We start from the raw sequence: 21,103 nt of genomic DNA on the forward strand, positions 1-21,103 counted from the left end.
AAACTCCTTTCATTTTTTACTTACTAAATACTTTCTTCACGTTAGACCAGATAAGGTGTAAGATCCAACTTAAAGCAAATGCACAGCTAGCTGTAGCTAAATATGCCACAAGGATCATTATTCCAGAAGGTAATCGTAAGAAACTATCTTTAAAGAATAGTAACAATACTTGGAATACAAAGACATTCGCTAAATACGTACGATATGCGTACACAGATAACCATTTGAAAAGTGGTAATTTAGGTGAATCATTGATGATCATTTTTGAAGCGCCCATGAAGACGGCAAAAATAATAACTAAGCTATACAAACTTTGAATCGTATTCAAGTAAGGAGCGTTAGCAAAACTCAAATCTCCTGGATGTTCTAATAATGAACGAACAGAAAATAGCGCAATGACTAAGCCTACAGGCAAGAACAAGTAACGAACTCGATTCAATACATTGAATACTTCCTTGTGATACATGAAAGCAGCTACGCCATAGATACCATAGATAATAAAACTTAGTACAAATCGATCAAGTAGGTATAAACTTTGATGGTATGGTCCATTCAATACTTGTGATTGATAGAATAAATACCAAACAACGTAGATGGCTGTTGAAACGATCATTGTTGGCCAAACATGCTTTTTATTCGCAAAGAATTTATAGCCTAACCAAACAAAAAACGGCATAAACAATTGGATCTGTAACATCATCACGGTATACCATAAATGTGGCGCTCCGTCACCAGTCACATATTTCAATAAGAAGCTACCTACATTTGTATACAGTGTTTGTTGTTGTACAGCTGGGAATAACCATAGATACGCAGTTGCCCATAATACGTACGGAACAAATAATTCAAAGAATTTTTCTTTTAAAAATTCCCCGTAAGATATATGTTGACTAGTTTTTACCATATTATAAACAATTGCAAAAATAAACATCGGAGCAGTATATTTAACCATCACGTAAAATGTTCCAATAAAAGTAGCTGTCGTTTCATTGTGTGCATTCGCTAATGCAAATGATAAAATAGTTTGCATCATTACAGCAGTTACAGCAGACACTTTTCGGAAATCGCTTACATTGATTTTGATTTTCTTATTTTCAAACATCTCTTTCTCTCACTTCAAATTTATTACCAAATTTCTTTGGTTAATTTTGGACCTTCTGTTGTTTTCAAAAGAATTTTTTTCTCTGGATTTCTCAAATATTCTTTTAAGGAAAAACCACCTTGAGTTGTGATCACTTGGGTATCGAATTGCTCAAAAAAATCAGGGTGTGACTGGATCGCCTTCAATGGCAATCCAGCTGGAGTATCCACATAAAGTAAAAGATCAAAGTCACTTGTTTCTTTTACTGCCGGTATATCCGTTGTCAGTTCAAAACCTAAACTTCCTCCGACTCCCCACTTTGTTCCTGATAAAATTTCTCTTGCAGCATGAAATTGCTGATAAACAGGGAATTGGGCAATGTCTGTTTGACGAAATGATTCACGGTCTGTGATTTCCCACGGATGTATTACTTTTTGAACCATTCGAGTAGGTATTTCTAGTGCAAACCGCTGATTTCTGGCAGTTCCACGCAAGCCGATCGGTAAGGTTTCAGAATAGTCGGTCATTGCTCGGCGGACTGTCGCAAAAACATGATCTGAAAGAGTTACCCAGTCAGGCAAATCATTATTTTCAATTACTTGTTTATCAAAACAAACAATATCATGTGCGTTGATCATTTTTTAAGCATCCCATTCTTCAGCCATTTTGGCACGTACTTTGTTTGTTTCAACACGTCCCATTTTTTTAGCTGTTTCATTTGTATAACGAGCTGTTAGCATCGTATCATTTTTTTCACGTACGTCACTGATAGCAGCATTGATTGCTTTGATGACTTCATTGACATTTTTTTCTGAAGCTTTTTGATCAGTGATATCTTCTAGGAAGCAATGGATTGCTCCTAATTTTGTATAATTGTTGATATCGTAAGCAATAGCAGGAACTTTATCTGCTGCAGCTTCGATTTCTGCAATCGTCCGTTTTGTTACACGAGCAGCACTTGCTTTAGACATTGCTTGAACAGTGATTTCTTTACTGTTTAAAGCAATCAAGCGACTTGATTGTAATCCGTGTGCTAAGAATGCACCAGAAATTGCGTTACCAGCAATCAAACCGATAACTGGATGACCAGCTTGACGTAATTTTGCATATGCAGCAGCGCTGTTTGCAAGAGCGACATGGATCCCGATCAATTCTTCATTATAACCATATGCTTGACTAGGAACATCAATAACGATGACGATTGGACGTTTGATGACTTTATCTTTATCTTCTTCATAAACATGGTTCAAGATTTGTCCCATGCGGAAGCCTTCAACCAATCCAACTTCACCATTACGGACACGGTACATTGGATTTTTTGGATCAGGAACGATTGATGTAACAATTGCATCTTCTGCAAATTTATCTGATTCACCATAGTAAACTGTACCAACAGATGAAGTAGGATTTTTCATATCAGTCAATGCTTCAAACCATTCGTAACCAACACTTGTAGCTGCTGGTTTGTCGCCTTCTGAAACAGTTGGTAATTCAACTGGTGTTGCTTGATGTTTCGCAATTGCTTCGTTGTATTCAGCGATAGTCATTGGTTTTGAAAGATCAAGTGAATCCAATAAAGAAAGATAGAATTCTGAGCTTTCACTGCGATGTGTATCTTTACGTTCATTGATTGCAGCTACTACTGCTTCTTTGATCGATTCAACACTATCTGTAACCAATTCATCGATGATTTTTGATTCAACACGTTGGCGTGAACCTAATGTGTTCCAAATCAAATCTTTATCACTTGAATCGAATTCACGTACGCCAGCTTCTTGTTCAATAACTTCTGGTCCATTCAAACCAACTCTTGCTTTTTTCGTTGCAATCAAGTAGCTCATTAGTGCAGAAGTGATTGACATCCCACCAAATGAACCAACGCGGCCAGGAACAAGTCCAATAACTGGAACATATTCTTTTAATGCAATAATCATATTTCCGATTTCAGAAATAGATAATAAACCGTAGTTTGCTTCTTGTAAACGAACACCACCGGTATCTAAAACGATGATTGGAAAGATTTCATTTCCTTTTTTGTTTTCTTCTAAAGCATGTTCCAATGCAGAAACGATTTTCGCACCAGAAACTTCACCGATACCACCACCTTGGAATTTACCTTCCATTGCAATGACTAATGCTTGTTTTCCAGCAATCGTTCCTCGGCTTACGACGATTCCGTCATCACTTTCAGGGACGATTCCTTGTGCTAATAAACTTGGTGCGATCAATTGATCAAAAGGATCGATCAATTCATGACCGTTGTCTAACAATGCGTTGACACGGTCTCTAGCATTTAATTCTACAAAACTATTTTTCATCAGACAGTTCCTCAATTGCTTGCGTCAATCGTAAATAGACAACACCTGGCGTTGCGCCAAAGTCATTGATGACGATATCTGCTGAAATTGGATAACGATCAAAAAATCGAGTTAGGACATTTGCCCAAACTTCACCAAAACCGTCACTACCTGTACAGATTTTGATTGTTGATTCTTGTTTTGTTGTTGGAAACATCAAGATTTCTAAGTCTCCTGATCCAACTACACCTACATGGATTTTTTTATTAATTGGTTGATTCGTTGGGTACGTATAGGATAATTGTTCCATGAATCTCTCCCCTTTTCATCCGTATTTTATTTGATTCTTTCTATTGCTTCTATAGAAGAAAGCACAAAAATCAAACATTTCTTTTTGCACTTTCTTTCGGAAGCGAAATGCGTAGCAATGCTCTTTTATGCATGTACTAGCATATTTTTTTCAACTATAAGACAAGTCAAAAAGTTGTTGAAACACTGTCACCAAAATAGTACGACTCGTACTTTCTATGACCAAGTTCTGAATTTCATTGGAGGTTCATACAATCCATCTGACCATTCGATCAAATCATCGACTGTTTGAGCAGCTAACAATGAACGTTTTGCATCACTACGTTTGATTCCTAGATCTTCTGGTAATTTAACGATTCCAGCTGCACGTAATTGATCCAATGATTCTTTTGTGCTTGTCATACCTAATGGAGTAACGCCGCCGACAGCTGCAATGGCTGCTTGACGTTCTTCTTTTGTTTTTGCTTTATAAAGGTAAGCAATACCTTCTTCAGTAACGATATGTGTTGTATCTTCGCTATAGATCATGACTGGTGCATTTGCTAATCCTGCTTGTTTTTGAACAGCTAAAGCATCTAATTCTTCTACAAAGACAGGTTTTTTATTTGAGCCAAATGTTTCAACCATTTGAACAACCAATTTTTGACCTTTGCCTAGTGGATCGCTGTTGTCGCGTAATGATTGCCATGCTGGTGTAGAGTGACGACGTCCGCCAGGGTTATGTCCCATGTTTGGCGCACCACCGAAACCAGATAAACGACCTTTCGTAACAGTAGATGAATTTCCATCATAGTCTAATTGAAGAGTTGATCCAATGAACATATCGATCGCGTATTGACCAGCTGCTTGAGACAACGTACGGTTACTACGCATTGAGCCATCTTTACCAACGAAGAACACATCTGGACGAGCAGCGATATATTTTTCCATCCCTACTTCGCCACCGAAACTGTGGATACTTTCGACCCAACCAGATTCGATTGCTGGAATAATTGTTGGATGTGGATTCAATACCCAGTTTTTAGCAATTTTTCCTTTTAATCCAAGAGATTCGCCGTAAGTTGGCAACAATAGTTCAATTGCTGCTGTATTGAAACCAATCCCATGGTTCAATGATTGTACGCCATGTTCAGCATAGATACCTTTGATTGCCATCATTGCCATCAAGATTTGTAATTCAGTGATGTTTTGAGGATCACGAGTGAATAATGCTTCTAATTGATAAGGTTGATCTGCTTTAACAACAACATCGATCCAATCACCAGGAATATCAACGCGTGGTAATTCGTCAACGACTTCATTTACTTGAACAATAACGATTCCGTCTTTAAAAGCCGCAGCTTCAACGATTGTTGGTGTTTCTTCTGTATTGAAACCTGTATATAGATTACCGTCTTTATCTGCTTTGTCGGCAGCAACTAATACGACATTTGGAATCAAATCAATGAACAAACGTCCATAAAGTTCCAAGTACGTATGGATATCTCCTAATTTCATCGTGCCGTCTTCAATCATTTGTGCAACGCGTAGACTTTGTGCGCCTGCATAAGAAAAATCAATTTTACTTGCGATTCCTTTTTCAAAAACATTCAAATGTTCCGGTCTTGAAATACTAGACATGATCAAGTGAAGGTCATTCACTTTTTCTGCATCTACTTTTTCTAAACTTTCTGATAGGAAACTTGCTTGTTTTTGGTTGTCTCCTTCTAAGACAACTTTATCACCAGGTGTGATCAATGATTCTAGTACTTCAACGATCTTATCAGTTTCAACATATTTACCTTTTAGTAAATGACTGATGCTAGCTAATCGTTGCGCTTTTTTTTCACGCTTTGAAGCCCAATTACGTGTTGGTTTTTCCATAATATTCATCTCCATTTTTGATATAGAAACGTGGTGTCATCAACGCCATGTTGATCTAAATTAAGAGTTCGTATCCCTTGATCTACACCAAATCTTGCGTGAATCAACTTTGTTAAAGTATTGCCGGGTGGAAATTCAATCGTCAAATCCATTCCTAGCTCATGTGCAATCCCCATCATTTGGTTCCATTGAACAGGAAAAGCCAGGTTTTCAAGTAAATCTTTCCGGATCTCTTCTGCATCTTTCGTTGCTCGGCCATCGATATTTTTCAAATACAAACAGTCGGCATCTTTAACAGAAACGGTATCCATGTAAGGCTTGAATTTTTCAACGGTATCATTCATCAATACACAATGGGAAGGAACTGGGACCTTCAATAACTTCGCTGTCCGCGCTTGCTGTGTTTTCGCTGCGGCCAATGTTTTTTCTAAGCCAGTGATACTGCCAGAAATCGTATGTTGCAATGGGCAATTCTCATTTGAAAGATAAACTGGTTCATTGGGATCAAATGTTTCTGCAACGACTTTTTCCGCTTCACTTCTTGTTAGACCGACGATAACGCCCATCGCATAACCGCTTGGGTATGAAGTTTTCATCAAATTTGCTCGGTGATAAACAAGTTCGGCAGCATTTTCAAAGCTTAATGCTCCACAAGCTACTGCTGCACTGAATGCCCCAATTGAATGTCCTGCTACAAGATCTGGCTTGATTCCTCGTTCTTTCATTTCATCAAGGTAATAAGCCGCTTTTGTTAGCAAAGCTAACTGGATAAAAACCGTATCCTGATAAGATGCTTCTTCATCTACCAGTCGAAATCCAGTCACATTTTCAATACTGTCAATGTATTCAGTTGGCACATCTTTTAACATCCCAAGTGTTTGACTTCCCTGTCCCGGAAATAAAAATCCTGTACTCATGAATGTTCCTCCTTTGGCACTTACTTTTTCCTCTGTTATCATAGTAAAATTCTGCTATAATGAAAAATACCAAAAAAAGAAAAATCCATAACAAAAAGGTATGAATCGGGTGTAGGACATGAAATTACTTCATTTACAGTATTTTAAAAAGGTTTTTGAAACACAGAATGTCACACAAGCAGCAAAAGATTTATTTATTTCCCAACCAGCTTTAAGTAGGGCAATCAAACACCTTGAAAGTGAGTTAGGCGTTCCTTTGTTTTATCACAGCGGGCGTAATATCGAACCAACGATTTACGCAGAAGAGTTTTACCCTTACGCTGTCAAGACATTAGCCACTTTAGACGAAGGAATCAAATTGATTTCTTCTGTGAATGAAAAGATCATCACCTCTGTTATTCTCTACTTAGAAGTCGCTTCGGTCTCGATTCCGAATCTAGTAAAAATTTTTCAAGAAAAACATCCTACGATCCAATTAACGATCATGCAGCATCAGTTACCAGAAGATATCACTGATCCAGTTTTATATATCACTTCGGAAATAAAACCAGGTATGACAAACGTGCCGATCATGGAAGAGCCTGTTTATGTAGCGATCCCTAAAACACATCCATTAGCTAAAAAAGAAACTTTGCAGTTAGATGATATCCGCCGCACACCGATGCTGATGCTGTCTAAAAATAATGCCTTTCGCCATACATTAGACGTCGCTCTCGAAGCAAAAAATATTGAATTAACGATCAGTTCATCGACTGATGATCCCGCTACCCTTCGCTCCATTCTTAGACAAGGATTAGCGATTAGTTTCTTTCCCAAAATTTCTTGGTCTTATGATGAGAACGATCCATTTGTTTTGAGAGAGATCGAAGACTTACCACTCAGTAGAACGATTTACCTTTCCACGACATTCACAAAAGATCATCCTTTGACTAAAATGATTTCGAAAACATTGAAGGAATTCTATTTAAATTAATTAAAAAAACGAAGCAGCAAGAAAAAATTCTTTGCTACTTCGTTTTTATGGTTTATTTTGTCGATCGTACTCGTAGATTTCCGACTATCGCTCATTGATGAAAAAACAGACACCTTTTCTCTGAGTAATCATCTTTCTAGCATGTCTCGCTTTTCTTTTATTTTCTATTTCTTCTAATTCTTGGGACTTGGTTGACCACTCCAACTGATAGCAACGAGAAAAATAAAGAGCATTCCACATCCTTGTTATCTCTATAGTAGCTTGAGCTGACAGTAATTCGCGTTCCTGCGCCTGATCCACTGCTGCTGCCAAACTAGCCACCGCATCAGACGTACATTCACTTAAACTAGACATCTGATTCCACACGTCATTCTTTTTTTCATCAGCCACTTTGACTTTTTTTCGATCATACATGCCCCCTTCGATATGGCTGGAACTCTTTTGTCTTTCTTTTATTAGACTGTTTGCTTTTATGTAATTGAAAGATTGTTGCAAATCTGGCGTAATAGGTATATTTTTCATTTTCTCCCCCCTGAACCTAGAATAAATCATTTACCAGAATCTGTGAAAACTATTTTTCCCAAATAATAGAAACTTTATTTTTATTAAAATAACAAAGATCCTAATCAAAAAGTAAGCGATGAGATTTTCTTTTTTCTTTATTGTTAAAGAATATCACTAGTTTTTTACTTTCCTTTCTTTTTTCCTTATACTTAAGAAAAGCTATTTTTTATAAAGCAAAGAAACAAAACAATAATTAATCCATGTCTTGTTTATAGGCAAAAAGGAGAGCCTTATGTATTCTTTGATGAAAAAAATTATTACTGAAAAAGACATCCAGCGTCAGGTCACCCTACTCGAACTACTGTTGAACCACCCAAAAATCACAGTCAATGAACTGGCCAATGAAGCAGACACGACAGAAAGAACCGTATTTTCCGATCTGCAAATGATCCGAACTCAACTTCCAGACGGTTGGGTGATCGATAGTGATCAAGCTGGTATCCACTTAAACCATCAACCAAATTTATTGGCCAACGATCTATGGGAAATCTTTTTGCGGCAATCCATCAGTGTCCAACTTTTAAAAGAACTATTAGTGAATAAACAAGTAAGAATCCCTTCTTTTTTAAATAACAACGGTCTGTCCTATGAAACGCTAAAAAGGCATGTGAAAAAATTGAACCTCTCGTTAAGCCCTTACCATTTGCAGATCAAGTTGACGCGTCACACGGCGGAAATCATCGGCAAGGAACAAACCATTCGCCTTTTTTATCATCGGTTACTTTTACCATTCACCCATAATAGTTATTTTTTCGAAGATTTTTCTGTACATGAATCACATTATTTCCGTTTTTTAAAGCAGATCGATCAGACTGATTTAGCAGTAGAAACAGAAGAGATTTTTGGTGTCTGTTGGTTTTTCATTAATACGATTCGTATAAAAGCAAATAGTCGAATGGCAACATATAGCCTATCACCGACTGATCCGTTGTTTCTCCTTTATCTCTCTGATCTACAGACATTATACGAAAATGAAGGAGTTTATTTAAAAAATGAAGAAGCCGTTTTTGCCTTTTCTTGTTTTTTGGATAGTTGGAATTACAATAACAACTATACAACTAAAATTACTAACACTTTATCAAGTTATCCTTTTTCAACAAGTATCCAAGCGTTTGTTCAGGAACTTTCAGATCATTTATCCCTGTCTTCTTTACGGGATACAAAATTAAGTCATAATTTGATTTTGATGTTATTGAAATATCATGAATCACCGTTACTTATGGAACAACTCCAGTCACAATATCATTATTTCGTGGAAGAATATGAAACTAACTATACCGACTTGTATCCTTACAAAGTACGTTTGTTTGAAAAAATAAAAACACCCGCTCTTCCAATCAATGATGAAACCTATTTTTTCTATCTATTATCTTTACTAACACAGCAAGCACTCTTAGCCGTCAAACCGAATCAGGTAATCGTCTATTTTCTCTTTCAAGGAGAACCCTCATGGAAAGCATTCTTGCAACAGGAACTAAATGCCTCCTTTGGAAAAAGAGTACAAGTAAAACCAATAGAATACAGTCAACTCGCAGAAATAAAACTCAATAAAAATGATTTATTCGTCTCAAATATCCCAATAGAATCACCACCAATAGAAGTAATCTACCTCTCAACCATCCCAACAAAAAACGAACTAGACCGCCTCTACAAGAAAACAAAAAGAAGTTATGTATAAAGGTTGTGAAAAGGCTGGTCTGCATCAAGCAATAAGAATGAACAGAGAAAAACAGCTTCTCATGTTTTTCATCTGTTTAGGCTTATTGTTGAAGATGCAAGCCTTTGAACACCGTGAATAAGGTTGTGAAAGAAGCGCCCAGCTCCGAGCAAATAAGAACTAGATTTTTAAAATAGCTTCCCATATTTTGAAAATCTAGGCCTTATTGCTGAGGAGTTGCTTCTTGAACACCGTGAATAAAGGTTGTGAAAAGAGCGTTTTGACCTGAGCAATAAGGAGGAAAATCTCGAAATAGCTTTTCATATTTTGAGATTTTTTGACTTATTGTTGAAGGTCAGCTCTTTGAACACCGTAGATAAGGTTGTGAAAAGGCTGGTCTGCATCAAGCAATAAGAATGGGTTTTTCGAAACAGCTCTCCATGTTTTGAAAAATCCATTCTCATTTCAAGGAGTTGGTCTTCGATAAGTTAGATGTTCCACAAAATCTTTTCCATGGATAATTTATTCTCTCATTTTGATCATTTTCTTACTAACTATCTTCTCTACCTCAACGATTATAAATAACATGATGATATTTAATAAGATTGGTAGTTGCTGTTGTAGTGAAAGACTGGTTGTACCAATCAAGTGTTGCATGAAGGGAAGATAAACGACCGCTGCCTGTAGGATGAAAAGGATTCCTAAAGAAATGAACAATGCTTTGTTTTTCAGCATTCTTTTATTCAAGGAAGCATCTACTAATTCTCGGCAATTGATCATATATACTGCTTGCGCGCCGACGATATTTTGTAAAAGCATGGTTTGCTGTAACGCTTGTCCCTCAAAGCGCATTGCCAGAAAGTAAGCTGGGATCATGATCAGCAAGGAGACATAAAAGATTCGAAAAACATTGTACCTCGTGAGAATTCCTTGCTTTGGATCTCTAGGTGGTCTTGTCATCGTATCTTTCCCTGCCTGTTCGAATCCTAATGCGTAGGATAACGTGATCGTCGTGACCATATTTACCCAGAGAATTTGTACAGGCGTCAACGGTAGTGGTTGGTTAGCCAACAGTGCCCAGATAATGATCAATCCTTGTGCTAAAGCTGTTGGTAAGAAGAAGTTGATCGTCTTTTGCAGATTGTCTAAAATTCTCCGTCCTTCTTTGACTGCTTTGGCAATCGTATGGAAATTATCATCTCCCAAAACCATATCTGCTGCTTGTTTACTGACTTCACTACCCTTGATTCCCATAGCGATCCCGACATCTGCTCGCTTTAAAGCTGGAGCGTCATTGACTCCATCACCTGTCATCCCAACGATTTCCTCATTCTTTTGTAGCGCCTCAACGATTCGGAGTTTATGCTCTGGTGTCGTTCTGGCAAAAACATCCACTGTTTGGACCTTCACTGCTAATTCTCCCGCCGAGAGCTGATCCAAGTCGATTCCTTCTAATACAGTAGTGGTATGTTTCAACCCAATCTGCTCTGCAATAGCTTTTGCCGTGTCTTTGTGATCACCTGTGATCATTTTGACCGAAATCCCTGCAGTTTGACATTCCTTGACAGCCTTGATTGCACTTTCTTTAGGCGGATCAATGATGCCAGCGATCCCGACAAACGTTAATTGCTCTAACGCTTCATGTGTTAATGGTTGCTCATTCGGGACCACTTTATAAGCAAACCCGAGTACACGTTGCCCTTTCTGTGCTAAAGCTTTTGCTTTTTCTTGCCATTCTTTTAACTTTTCAGCCGTTAAGTCTGCTTTAGCCATTAATACTTCCGGTGCTCCTTTGACATAAATGACTTTCCCACCTTGGTGTTCGTGCATCGTAGCCATATACTTGTAACTGGAGCTAAAAGGCAGTTTTCCGTGTAACTTTTCCAAAGAAACTTCTGCATTTTCAGCGTAGCGCAATAGCGCTAACTCTGTCGGATTCCCGTTCAATTCTGCTACACGTTGATCTGCTTTTGTTTGTGCTTCCTGACAATTTTTCATGATCGCAATCATCTTTTCTTTCTCATCTGTCAGAGTCTCTACAACACTCATCTCGTTCTTTGTTAAGGTTCCTGTTTTATCCGAACAAATCACGGTCATTGAGCCGAGAGTTTCAACTGACGGTAATCCTTTGATGATTGCTTGCTCCTTCGCCATTTCATTCACACCCAATGAAAGGATCATCGTCAACACCGCTGGCAAACCTTCTGGAATCATTGACACGATCAAAGCAATGATCGTAGAAAAGAGAAAATTCAATTCCAATCCGTAGCGGAATGTTGTGAAGAAAATCAGGAATAGGCTCAAGAAAATGATTCCGCGAAAAATCTGCTTATTCAACTGATGGATTTTCCTGACAAGCGGCGTGGTCTGTTGTTCTACCGTTTGTAGTGCTTGGTTGATCTTACCGATTTCTGTTGAGTTGGCTGTTTCAACCACTACGCCAATTGCTGACCCCGTTTGTACTAACGTTCCTGAAAACGCCATGTTCACTTGGTCACCAGTAGCAACCCTCTTTTTGATCGTTGCGCTCGTTTTTTCGATAGCTTCCGATTCCCCTGTCAAAGCAGCTTCTTCTACCATGAAGTCATGGACCTCAACCAGTCGAATATCTGCAGGAACGACATCGCCAGCTTTTAAAGCGATAATGTCTCCAATGATCAGCTCTTTGGCCTCAACCAGTTCTTTGATGCCTTCCGTAAAGATCACAGCTTCTTGCCCCATCATCTCTTTTAATCCATTTAGTGATTCTTCTGCTTTACGTTCCTGCCAGTAGCCCACAAAACTATTCACGACGACCACAGCTAAAATGATGCTTCCTTCGATCACATCGCCTGTGAAAAATTTCAAAAGAGCCGCAATCAATAGTATGATCATCAGCAAATCGGTAAAGTGCTTGAAAAATTTTCTTAAAGGATGAACTTTCTTTTTGACTTCGATTTGATTGTACCCATGTTTCGCTAAGCGTTTCGTCCGTTCTTCTTGTCCTAATCCATCTTGGGTTGTCTGAAGTGTCTGCATCACCTGGTCAACTGTTTCTTTATACCACATCATGGCAATCCCTCCTGTTTCAATTTGATACTTTTATTATACGTAGGAGAGCCATGGATGAACGGCGATTATTTCAGAGACCCCTGAAATAAATAATTTTAGAGGAGTTGCTTCTGCTCCCACCGTTTATTCGTTTTTAAAGAATGAGATAAAAGTATTTCTTACTTTTGTTCCACGCTCATTTCTTTTTTATGGCTGACGTGGATTTTTCTATACATCAGATTCAAGACAATAAACCAACCAAGGGAAATCAATGGAATCATTCGGGTAGCTGATTCAAAAAACAGACTCAATCCCACCATAAGGAAGAAAAGAAACGTTACTTTATCTCGATTTTTTTGTAGCAGATTGATTGGCAATTTAAGATGGGCACAAAGAATCGAAGACCAAACAAATAAAAAGCAAACTGTAGTCATCCCAGCTAATAATTGAAATAACATGCGACTATCTGCAACAAAAAAGTGTAGACACAACCCTAGCAAGAACATACCACCTGTAAATAAAATGCCATGTAGCGGTACACTGCGGGAAGAAATAAATAAAAACCATTTGGAGAGATTTTTTTCTTTTGCCGTATTATATAAGATACGACTTGTACTGTAGATTGCACTATTCGTGGAGGATAAGGAAGCCACCAAGATGATAAAATTGATCATTCCCGCACCTTTGCTCCAATGGACCATTTGAAGCATCGTGACCAATGGACTTTCTTTTAAATCAAGATTTTGCCAAGGGACAACCAATAAAATTGCTACGATCGTTCCAATATAGAAAAAAAGAATGCGTGCAGGTAAACATTTGATTGCTTTTTTCAAATTTTCTTGTGGGTCGCTTGTTTCCCCTACTGTCAATCCAATCATCTCCACACCGGCAAAGCTAAATAATACCATCGGAAAAGAAGTAGCGATTCCTGTCAGCCCAAATGGGAAAAAGGAATGAATCGTCCCGAAATTCTCCTTGACTCCAATATGAGGTGTCTGAAAATGCCAGATGCTGATACCGATACCCAACAAAATAAATAGGAAGATCCCAAAAATCTTGATCGTAGAAAAAAATGATTCTAATTCGCCAAACCAGCGTACAGCAACAATATTGACGACGACCAACACACTAAGAACGAGGATTCCGCTAAGTAATGGCGAACTGTCAGGAAACCAAAAGCGAATATACAATCCTATCGCCGTTAATTCCGTTAACCCTGCTGCCATCCAACATAACCAATACGTCCAATTGACAAAAAAAGCCCAACGGTCACCCAGATAGTAATGAATGAAATCACCGATCGATTGAAAGTCGCTATTCGTTAAAAATAGATCACCCATTGCGTGCATCAAACTATAAATAGCAATTCCACAAATAAAATAAGTGAGTAAGACAGCCGGTCCAGCCAATCGGATTGCTTTAGCAGAACCTAAAAATAATCCTGTACCGATCGCACCTCCTAGCGCAATCATTTGGATATTTCGATTCGTTAAAGCTTTCTTCATTGTTGTTCGTTCCATCTTACTCACCTTTTCTTTATTCTTTGTTCAATTTGTCAGTTACTTCTTGCTCCCATGATGGTTTTCTGATTTTTTCGATACCTAAAGGTGCAAAAAATAAGACAAGGCTGATCGCAGTCACTGCAATCAAGTTGATCAATGTGCCTGCTTTCATCGTCAATCCCACAGAAAATACAATCGCTGTAAACAAGATAAGGACAACGATCCAAGCACCTAGATTGCTATTGCTTCCTTTTTTGCCAATTCTAAATGGTCGTTTGTATTCAGGATGAGCCTGTCTTAATTTCAAGATAGCGATCCCCATGATCACATAGACGATACAATAGATAACTGTGGTTGAATTGACTAACATCAAGAAAGCTTGATTGACTCCAGGAATCAATAGATAAAACAATGCAAAAATCGAAATAATTGTTGATTGAGTTAAAATCACTGATTTTGAAACATCAAATTGATTCGTTTTCCAAAAGTTGAATTTTGGTGGGTAAGCTCCTTTTCTGGCACTTGCGGTAACTGTTTTCGCAGGTCCCGAAGCCCAAGCAGACAACTGTACAGCAACTCCGACAAAAACAAGCAGACTGAAAATATTCACGATGATATGTGGTAACCCCAAGATTTGACAATAGATGGAGATAGATTGAGCAATATTGTTTAATTCCATTTGTCCTTTTGGTACCACATTCGCTACAACTAGCGCATTTAGCGTATTCACCAAAAATAAGAAAATCAAAGCAGCAAAAATCCCGCGAATATAAGTTTTCACTGGATTTTTAAGACGAGTAATATAAACAGAAGACATTTCGATCCCAGTAAAAATAAACATGATTGGTGCAAAATAAACAAATGAGCTAGCTGTTTTCGCATCAGGAATCAATTTTTCCCATGAGAAACTTCCTAATGTGCCATGTGGTAAAATACCCACCTTGATCCAAGTAATGATGCCTAATAGAAGCATCATCGCTAAAGGAATATATAGTCCTAGCCAGACACCAATCTTTCCGCCGATCTTTGCCATATCGAATTTCAAATTCAATAAGGTAACGATCCAATAAACAACTAAGATCACAACTAACGTAAACTTGCTATTCAACCCAAGTGGCACGTTGTCGATGATATTTCCAAATAATGGCGCAAGAGCAGAAGCAACCATCACCATTCCAGGAAACATTTGGACCCATAGAAGCCAAGAAACAACAAAACCCCATTTTCTTCCTAAAGAATTAGATACCCACAACTCTGGCCCACCATTTTGTGGAAACATCCCGGCAAACTCTCCAGAGATCAATGAAATCGGAAACGCATAGAATAATACCGCCACAAGCATGTAAAACAACATCGTCCAGCCAGTTGCAGCCACATCTGGGATATTTCGGACACTAGCAACAAGCGCACAAGTCATCCCAATAAAGGTCAGCGTGGTAATTTGTTTGGATTTTGAATCCGCCATTTTATTTTTCCTTCTTTCTATCACAGACAAATAAACCGTCTAGCTTTCTGAATGCCACAGGGGGAATGAGATCATAACAGCAAGAACGCTTTTTATATCAGTCAAAATACACGTGCAATTTTGAAAAATAAATATTGACGTTTTTCTTATGGATACTTACTTTTATGATCTCCTGTGGGCAAGCTGGGGAAGTGTCTTTCATTCATTGCTAGACGGTTCAACGATTCGTTTTTTTATAGTAATTCGTTCAATTTCTTTTCAATGGCTTTTGTGATCGCATCTGTATAAAATTTAAAAATCTTATCATCATTCAAATAAGGCGTCATGATTGCGGCTCTCAACAAAGTCACTTGTTGTTCTTTTTGCCATTCCTCTTTTGAGAGTCCTAGGCTTTCAATAAATTTCACTGGCGAATCACCATAATCTGCTTTTGTAAAGGTCGTATGTGAAGTAATAAAGCGTTCATCATACACATCTCCATCCATATAAGAAGAGACATCAAACATTTTTTCATTTAAGTCGTTGATCTTCTTCAAATCTGTGCAATCTTGGACTTTGAATACCCAGTCGACCATGTTGAAATCAGGATGATTCAATGGATGAACTTCGATTGTTTTCCCTTTGACTGTAAAGCTTAATTGACCTAAGAATTCTCTGAAACGTTGCGCAGCTTCGATCGATGCACCAATCAATTGCCCATATCCTGTCACATTCAACGGTAAGACCCGATGAGCTGTCCAGACTGCGGCGGCTGTTGCTCCAGCTTTTGATCCTTCTAGAATATATGCACCTAACATATCAGGCGCTTTGACTGATTTTTCAAAAACATAAGGGGCAAAATAAGAAATGATGTTCCGCATATTTTTATGTTTGATGACGATACCGCCAGCTGCATAAGGAACATACCCCATTTTATGAGGATCGATCGTCACAGAGTCCGCTTCAGTGATTGCCTTAAAGCCATCATAAACACTCTTATCGATTTTCACTTGATGATGAAATACTTGATGTTCCTCGAAGAACTCAGTCAATGATTCATAAGGAACAAATTCACCTGCTTCATTCAAGAATAAGGAACGAGCATAACCACCATATGCTGCATCGACATGGAGATAGAAATAGATCCCTTCTCCTCGTAATTTTTCACGTAATTCTACGATTTTATCAACGCTGTCAACTTGCCCTTCTTCTGTCGTTCCAACCACAGCTACGACACCAAGAATAGGGACTTTTTGTTCGGATAACTCGCGGATCGTCTTTTCTAATACCGCCACATCCATGCGATAATCTTCTTGTACTGGGATAGCGATCATTTGATCTAGTCCTACTCCACAAATATCTAGAGCCTTCATCCATGAATAATGTTTGGTTTGTGGCACGAGCCATTTACCTAATTCTTGGATATGTTTTCCGCTACGAGAAGATGCGGCTTTCACTGCATCCAGCTCTTCATCTGTAAATGTTTCGATCATTTCGAGTATTTCTTCAACAGAAAGGTTCAACAATTCCCATTCTGTCTTATTCTCAACTTTTTCTGGGAAGACGTCTTTCACCGCTAATGGAATTGATTTGATACAACGTGCGTACCACAGACCTTCTAAATTGGCAATCGATCCATCCGCTGTAATATGGCCCCAACCATCTGTCATATTGAATAATTCGGCAAAGTCTTGACCAACCTCTGCTTCCATTTGTGAGGTAGCCATTGAGGATTCTAAGGCAACGTTATTAGGATTCCAAAGCATGGCATAATTATAAGCTAGTAAGGAAGGCATCAACGTTTCTGCATTCATTTGCCCCCAATAACGACCGGCAGAATGCCAAGGAATCGAACCAGCACGCATCCGTTCACTGACTTCATCCAACACTGTCATCATTCGTTCTCGGGTGGCGATGTATCGTGGAGCCAATTTATCTTCCTCGCTGATTGCAGGAAGATCACTAGGAAGGTAGTTTTCTCTCCATCCAAGATGTTCATCGACCATCTTGTTCAATAACATTTTGTAAACTGCACCATTTTCTGCTTTGTCGCCAATAAAGACGGCTTTGATATCCATATCTTTCATGTTTCATTACCTCCATTTTTTTCGTTGGCCAACGTGTTGCAACTGCAGATGTTTCGTGCATCTGTATCACACAACTGACTATAGACCCAAAAAATGAGATAATTTTTTTTATAACAAGTTAAAAAACAGGCTGATTTCTAAAAAAAAGAAATAAAGTTAGATTTTTCTGAATTTTCTTTTTGTAAAGCCGAACATTCAAATCCTATGAATGTTGCCAATCACTTCTACAATAAAAGCAAATTATTTTAAAAATGAACAATAAAAGTCTTTCTTATCATTTCATTCGCATCTCCATCTATTCTATTATGCATTTGTTTAATTTTCACATTCATTTTTTCTCTATATTTTTTTATTATTTCATTTTTTATAACAAAAAAAGCCTTAAAAAAGCGAATAAAAAGACATTTCAGAAAAATATTCATGTTTTCACTTTCGAAACATGGCATAATTAATATGCATTTGCTCAATTATTTACAATGTGGAGGAGTCTTAATGATTGAAGCCTATTTAGAAAAAAACATTTTACGTCAATTGTTTCTTTGCGGCCAATTCTACACAACGAAAGAAATCGACTTGGATACGACCTCAAAATTATTACGAGTCTGCAAAACAACTTTATTGAACGATATCAAAGCATTGAAAAAAGAATTAGCACCAGATGTGATCTATGCAACAAGAGATAAAGATCATTATTCTTTATATTTCACGCCAGATGTTCCACGATTCCATTTGATGCAGCAACTAGCTCGCCCTTCTTTATTTCTAAAAACAGTCCAGTTGTATTTAGAAGAAGAGCCAGACTATATCCAATTAACAGAAGTAGAATTTGTTTCTGTCAGCAAAGCCTATTCATTAAAAAAGCAAGTTCTTGACTATTTTTCCGATTGCGGAATCAAGATCGAACATTGTTCCCCTAAATTTACAGAAATCGAACGCAGATTGTTGCTCCTGAATGTCGCTTATCGAACAGGCATCCTAAAAGTACCTGCTTTACCGCCAGATTATTGGGACGAAGTCGAAACTTTTATTGACTCTTTAACAGCGAAATGCGGTCGGATCTATGATAAAGAAAATCGGGAAATTCTACGTATGGGGCTAGTAGTTAGTTATATCAGTCAGCGTACTTGGCCTCTATCGACGAATGCTCATTTCATCGAAGAAATCCAAAAGCGCCCGATCTATGCTTATGTAAAAGAGATATGGGAAAAAACGAATCTCAAAAATCATTATGTACCCGATGAATTCTATTTTGTCTTAGTGCTATTCAACTTATGTGATTACGGTTTTGATTCTTATGAAGCAATCGAAGAAGATTTTCGCCAATTACATCAAGTCTTTATTGAAGATAGTCAGGAAATCAAAGAGTTGATCCACCGATTTGAAACTCATTTCGATTACCCCTTTCTTGGAAATAAAGCATTCGAGCGTGCATTGATCCGCTTGATGCGCTCTACTTGGGACAACTATCAATTATTTATGCCAGAAAAGTTTTATCTTTTATCAGAGGAACAACACCGATTATTGGCAGAGGTACTTCCTTTATTTCAACAATGGCAAGCACGATTACCTTATGATCTAAGAATCAATAATAATAGTTTAGATGCATTTATTATTGAACTAAGTGGCATTTTACGTCTCGACAAATCTCGCTTTCATATCTATATCGTCACTAACTCAGATGTTCGCTATTTGATTTATCGCGAGGCTTTGGAAAAAGTAACTACCTGTATCCTTCATGTAGAACCCACTATCTATAATCAACTTACCGAAGAGTTGAAAACACTCGCAACAAAAGAAAATACCAAGATCTTGTGTGAACGTACACTTTATACACCAGATGCTATCCCTTTTTCCGGTATCATACCTGTTTCTGTCGATACCATTGAAAAAGCGATCGTCTTAGCTGTAAAGTGATATTTCAAGCCTTGGTTTAAGATGTCCACTATTGCCTATTTATTTCAGTAACAATCCTTAATAACATCTCAAGGCATAAAAAGAGAGGCTGAGACAGAAGTGTTTAACTCCGAGAAATAAAAAGAAATGAACGAAAATTACTTTTCAAATTTTTGTGAATTTCGGCTTATTTAAGAAGGAGTTGCTTCTGCTCCCACCGTTTATTCGTTTTTAAAGAGTGGGACAAAAGTGTTTCTTACTTTTGTTCCACTCTCTTTGGTCTATTTTTCGAAGTATTTACTTCAACTGCTCCATGGGATTTAGAGGAAATGAGAACAGTTTTCCCCTTACTTATTGTGTTTCTACTGAACCAATTTCTTTATTCAAGAAATACGAAATAACTGTTCGGATAACCACCAATGCCGCCAATTGAAAGATATCCTGCAATGTCGGTTTGATGATTGACTCAATGATCCCAGCTGAAATCAGGATTTCCAGGCTTAAGAGAATGTAGCCGCCCAACATCTTCTTGATCGCATTATTTTGAAAGATTCGTTCTTCTTTCGCCATTTTTTTATCCAATGAGAAAAAGATAAAATCTTTCAATGCTAACCACGCCCCCCATAAAAGAAGCCCAATCGCAAATAGATCGATCAGTAGTACTAACCACTCCAAATAAGGAGCCAATCCATCGATCATCTCAGCTTTCATCTGTCATCCCCGCCTTCGCTCGTTGTTGTTCTTTAATCTCTAAATTCAAGAAATACGAAATGATCGTACGGATCAAAATAATCAAAGCAAGTTTTAAAATATCTGTCCAAGTTGGTTTGATGACAGATTCAATGATATCTGCCACCACTAAAACTTCTAAACTTAATAAAATATAACTAGCCAACAATTTGCGAATCTCTGCATTGCGACTATTTCGCTGTCCATAATCTTTCTTCAAAGTCCGCCAATCAAACAACGTTTTTAATACTAAAAAAACACCGACCACTAAAATAATGATCGAAGCAAGATTTAAAATCGTCATCAGCCAATCTAAGCAAACCATCAACGTTGAATCAAACATATCCCCAACCACCCTTCTCCTTTATGTTACTAACAGAAAGCATCGCCGTCCAATTATATGAAAAAAAGAATAAACAACCCCTCGGTCATCTATTCTTCATCCTCTAGACATTCAAATAACATAGCTCTAAAACACACCCACTGTAGCAATCAATCCTAGCTCTGTTTTGGAAGCATTCAAAACAACATAGCTCTAAAACAAGAGGAGGCAGAATCAATCATGCGAAAGAGTTTTGGAAGCATTCAAAACAACATAGCTCTAAAACATCCGTTGCCGTTTTAATCCTAATCGACTCGTTTTGGAAGCATTCAAAACAACATAGCTCTAAAACTAGCTTGCTTACTAATATCTAATGCTTGCTGTTTTGGAAGCATTCAAAACAACATAGCTCTAAAACTTGTTAGTTCAATGATT

General features: G+C 37.8%; 17 protein-coding genes and 1 CRISPR repeat array (1 of these 18 running past the window's edge). Of the genes, 4 read left to right on the forward strand and 13 right to left on the reverse strand.

The features are described 5' to 3' along the window. Window positions 1-16: 16 nt before the first annotated feature. The 6 genes from CJZ72_RS03570 to CJZ72_RS03595 all read right to left on the reverse strand — a co-directional run bounded on the left by CJZ72_RS03570 (window position 17) and on the right by CJZ72_RS03595 (window position 6,467). Window positions 17-1,102, reverse strand: coding sequence for an acyltransferase family protein (locus CJZ72_RS03570; RefSeq protein WP_095443633.1), 1,086 nt, complete (start codon window positions 1,100-1,102; stop codon window positions 17-19). 23 nt (window positions 1,103-1,125) lie between these two features. Continuing rightward, a complete protein-coding gene (locus tag CJZ72_RS03575; RefSeq protein ID WP_005880527.1) occupies window positions 1,126-1,719 on the reverse strand; it encodes a malonate decarboxylase holo-ACP synthase in 594 nt (197 codons plus the stop codon). Between the two features lie 3 nt (window positions 1,720-1,722). Next, complete coding sequence (gene mdcD / locus CJZ72_RS03580; RefSeq protein WP_081134177.1) at window positions 1,723-3,399, reverse strand: biotin-independent malonate decarboxylase subunit beta; 1,677 nt, start codon at window positions 3,397-3,399, stop codon at window positions 1,723-1,725. Then, window positions 3,389-3,688 (reverse strand): malonate decarboxylase subunit delta, encoded by a 300-nt coding sequence (locus CJZ72_RS03585; protein WP_095443634.1) that lies wholly within the window; start codon window positions 3,686-3,688, stop codon window positions 3,389-3,391. Before CJZ72_RS03585 ends, mdcD begins: the two co-directional genes overlap by 11 nt. Window positions 3,689-3,903: 215 nt before the next feature. Further along, on the reverse strand, window positions 3,904-5,550 hold the full coding sequence (gene mdcA / locus CJZ72_RS03590; protein ID WP_081134176.1) for a malonate decarboxylase subunit alpha: 1,647 nt from the start codon (window positions 5,548-5,550) through the stop codon (window positions 3,904-3,906). A gap of 5 nt (window positions 5,551-5,555) precedes the next feature. Then, the gene (locus CJZ72_RS03595) at window positions 5,556-6,467 is read right to left on the reverse strand and encodes an ACP S-malonyltransferase (protein ID WP_016177830.1); all 912 of its coding nucleotides are present in this window, start codon (window positions 6,465-6,467) and stop codon (window positions 5,556-5,558) included. Window positions 6,468-6,585: 118 nt separating this feature from the next. Between CJZ72_RS03595 and CJZ72_RS03600 the strand changes: the two genes are divergently transcribed. Further along, a complete protein-coding gene (locus CJZ72_RS03600; protein ID WP_081134175.1) occupies window positions 6,586-7,440 on the forward strand; it encodes a LysR family transcriptional regulator in 855 nt (284 codons plus the stop codon). A gap of 84 nt (window positions 7,441-7,524) precedes the next feature. On the opposite strand, the gene CJZ72_RS03605 is transcribed toward CJZ72_RS03600, so the two are convergent. Further along, window positions 7,525-7,962 carry a hypothetical protein gene (locus CJZ72_RS03605; protein WP_081134174.1) on the reverse strand — a complete coding sequence of 146 codons (438 nt, stop codon included), beginning with the start codon at window positions 7,960-7,962 and terminating at the stop codon, window positions 7,525-7,527. 274 nt (window positions 7,963-8,236) lie between these two features. Between CJZ72_RS03605 and CJZ72_RS03610 the strand changes: the two genes are divergently transcribed. Together CJZ72_RS03610 and CJZ72_RS14915 are read left to right on the forward strand one after the other, a co-directional pair. Then, the gene (locus tag CJZ72_RS03610) at window positions 8,237-9,682 is read left to right on the forward strand and encodes a helix-turn-helix domain-containing protein (protein WP_081134173.1); all 1,446 of its coding nucleotides are present in this window, start codon (window positions 8,237-8,239) and stop codon (window positions 9,680-9,682) included. Beyond that, entirely contained in the window at window positions 9,675-9,803 is a 129-nt protein-coding gene (locus CJZ72_RS14915) for a hypothetical protein (protein WP_264475111.1), read from the forward strand. The genes CJZ72_RS03610 and CJZ72_RS14915 overlap by 8 nt, the downstream gene beginning before the upstream one ends. A 380-nt stretch (window positions 9,804-10,183) precedes the next feature. Here the strand turns inward: CJZ72_RS14915 and CJZ72_RS03615 are convergent, their stop codons facing one another. The 4 genes from CJZ72_RS03615 to tdc all read right to left on the reverse strand — a co-directional run bounded on the left by CJZ72_RS03615 (window position 10,184) and on the right by tdc (window position 17,724). Further along, window positions 10,184-12,712 carry an HAD-IC family P-type ATPase gene (locus CJZ72_RS03615; protein WP_081134172.1) on the reverse strand — a complete coding sequence of 843 codons (2,529 nt, stop codon included), beginning with the start codon at window positions 12,710-12,712 and terminating at the stop codon, window positions 10,184-10,186. A gap of 158 nt (window positions 12,713-12,870) precedes the next feature. Beyond that, a complete protein-coding gene (locus CJZ72_RS03620) occupies window positions 12,871-14,211 on the reverse strand; it encodes an amino acid permease (RefSeq protein ID WP_081134171.1) in 1,341 nt (446 codons plus the stop codon). Window positions 14,212-14,227: 16 nt separating this feature from the next. Further along, a complete protein-coding gene (locus tag CJZ72_RS03625) occupies window positions 14,228-15,658 on the reverse strand; it encodes an amino acid permease (RefSeq protein WP_081134170.1) in 1,431 nt (476 codons plus the stop codon). Between the two features lie 233 nt (window positions 15,659-15,891). Then, window positions 15,892-17,724, reverse strand: coding sequence for a tyrosine decarboxylase (tdc, locus tag CJZ72_RS03630; protein ID WP_081134169.1), 1,833 nt, complete (start codon window positions 17,722-17,724; stop codon window positions 15,892-15,894). 492 nt (window positions 17,725-18,216) lie between these two features. Here tdc and CJZ72_RS03635 point away from each other — a divergent pair, with 492 nt between their 5' ends. Continuing rightward, window positions 18,217-19,638, forward strand: coding sequence for a DNA-binding protein (locus tag CJZ72_RS03635; RefSeq protein WP_081134168.1), 1,422 nt, complete (start codon window positions 18,217-18,219; stop codon window positions 19,636-19,638). A gap of 330 nt (window positions 19,639-19,968) precedes the next feature. Here the strand turns inward: CJZ72_RS03635 and CJZ72_RS03640 are convergent, their stop codons facing one another. Both CJZ72_RS03640 and CJZ72_RS03645 read right to left on the reverse strand, forming a co-directional pair. Further along, on the reverse strand, window positions 19,969-20,328 hold the full coding sequence (locus tag CJZ72_RS03640; RefSeq protein WP_081134167.1) for a DUF1622 domain-containing protein: 360 nt from the start codon (window positions 20,326-20,328) through the stop codon (window positions 19,969-19,971). Further along, entirely contained in the window at window positions 20,318-20,689 is a 372-nt protein-coding gene (locus CJZ72_RS03645) for a DUF1622 domain-containing protein (protein WP_081134227.1), read from the reverse strand. The genes CJZ72_RS03640 and CJZ72_RS03645 overlap by 11 nt, the downstream gene beginning before the upstream one ends. A gap of 163 nt (window positions 20,690-20,852) precedes the next feature. Then, a CRISPR array of direct repeats spans window positions 20,853-21,103; the repeat unit is 36 nt; unit sequence GTTTTGGAAGCATTCAAAACAACATAGCTCTAAAAC (it continues 115 nt past the right edge of the window).

Source organism: Enterococcus durans, from assembly GCF_002277935.1.
GTDB lineage: Bacteria > Bacillota > Bacilli > Lactobacillales > Enterococcaceae > Enterococcus_B > Enterococcus_B durans.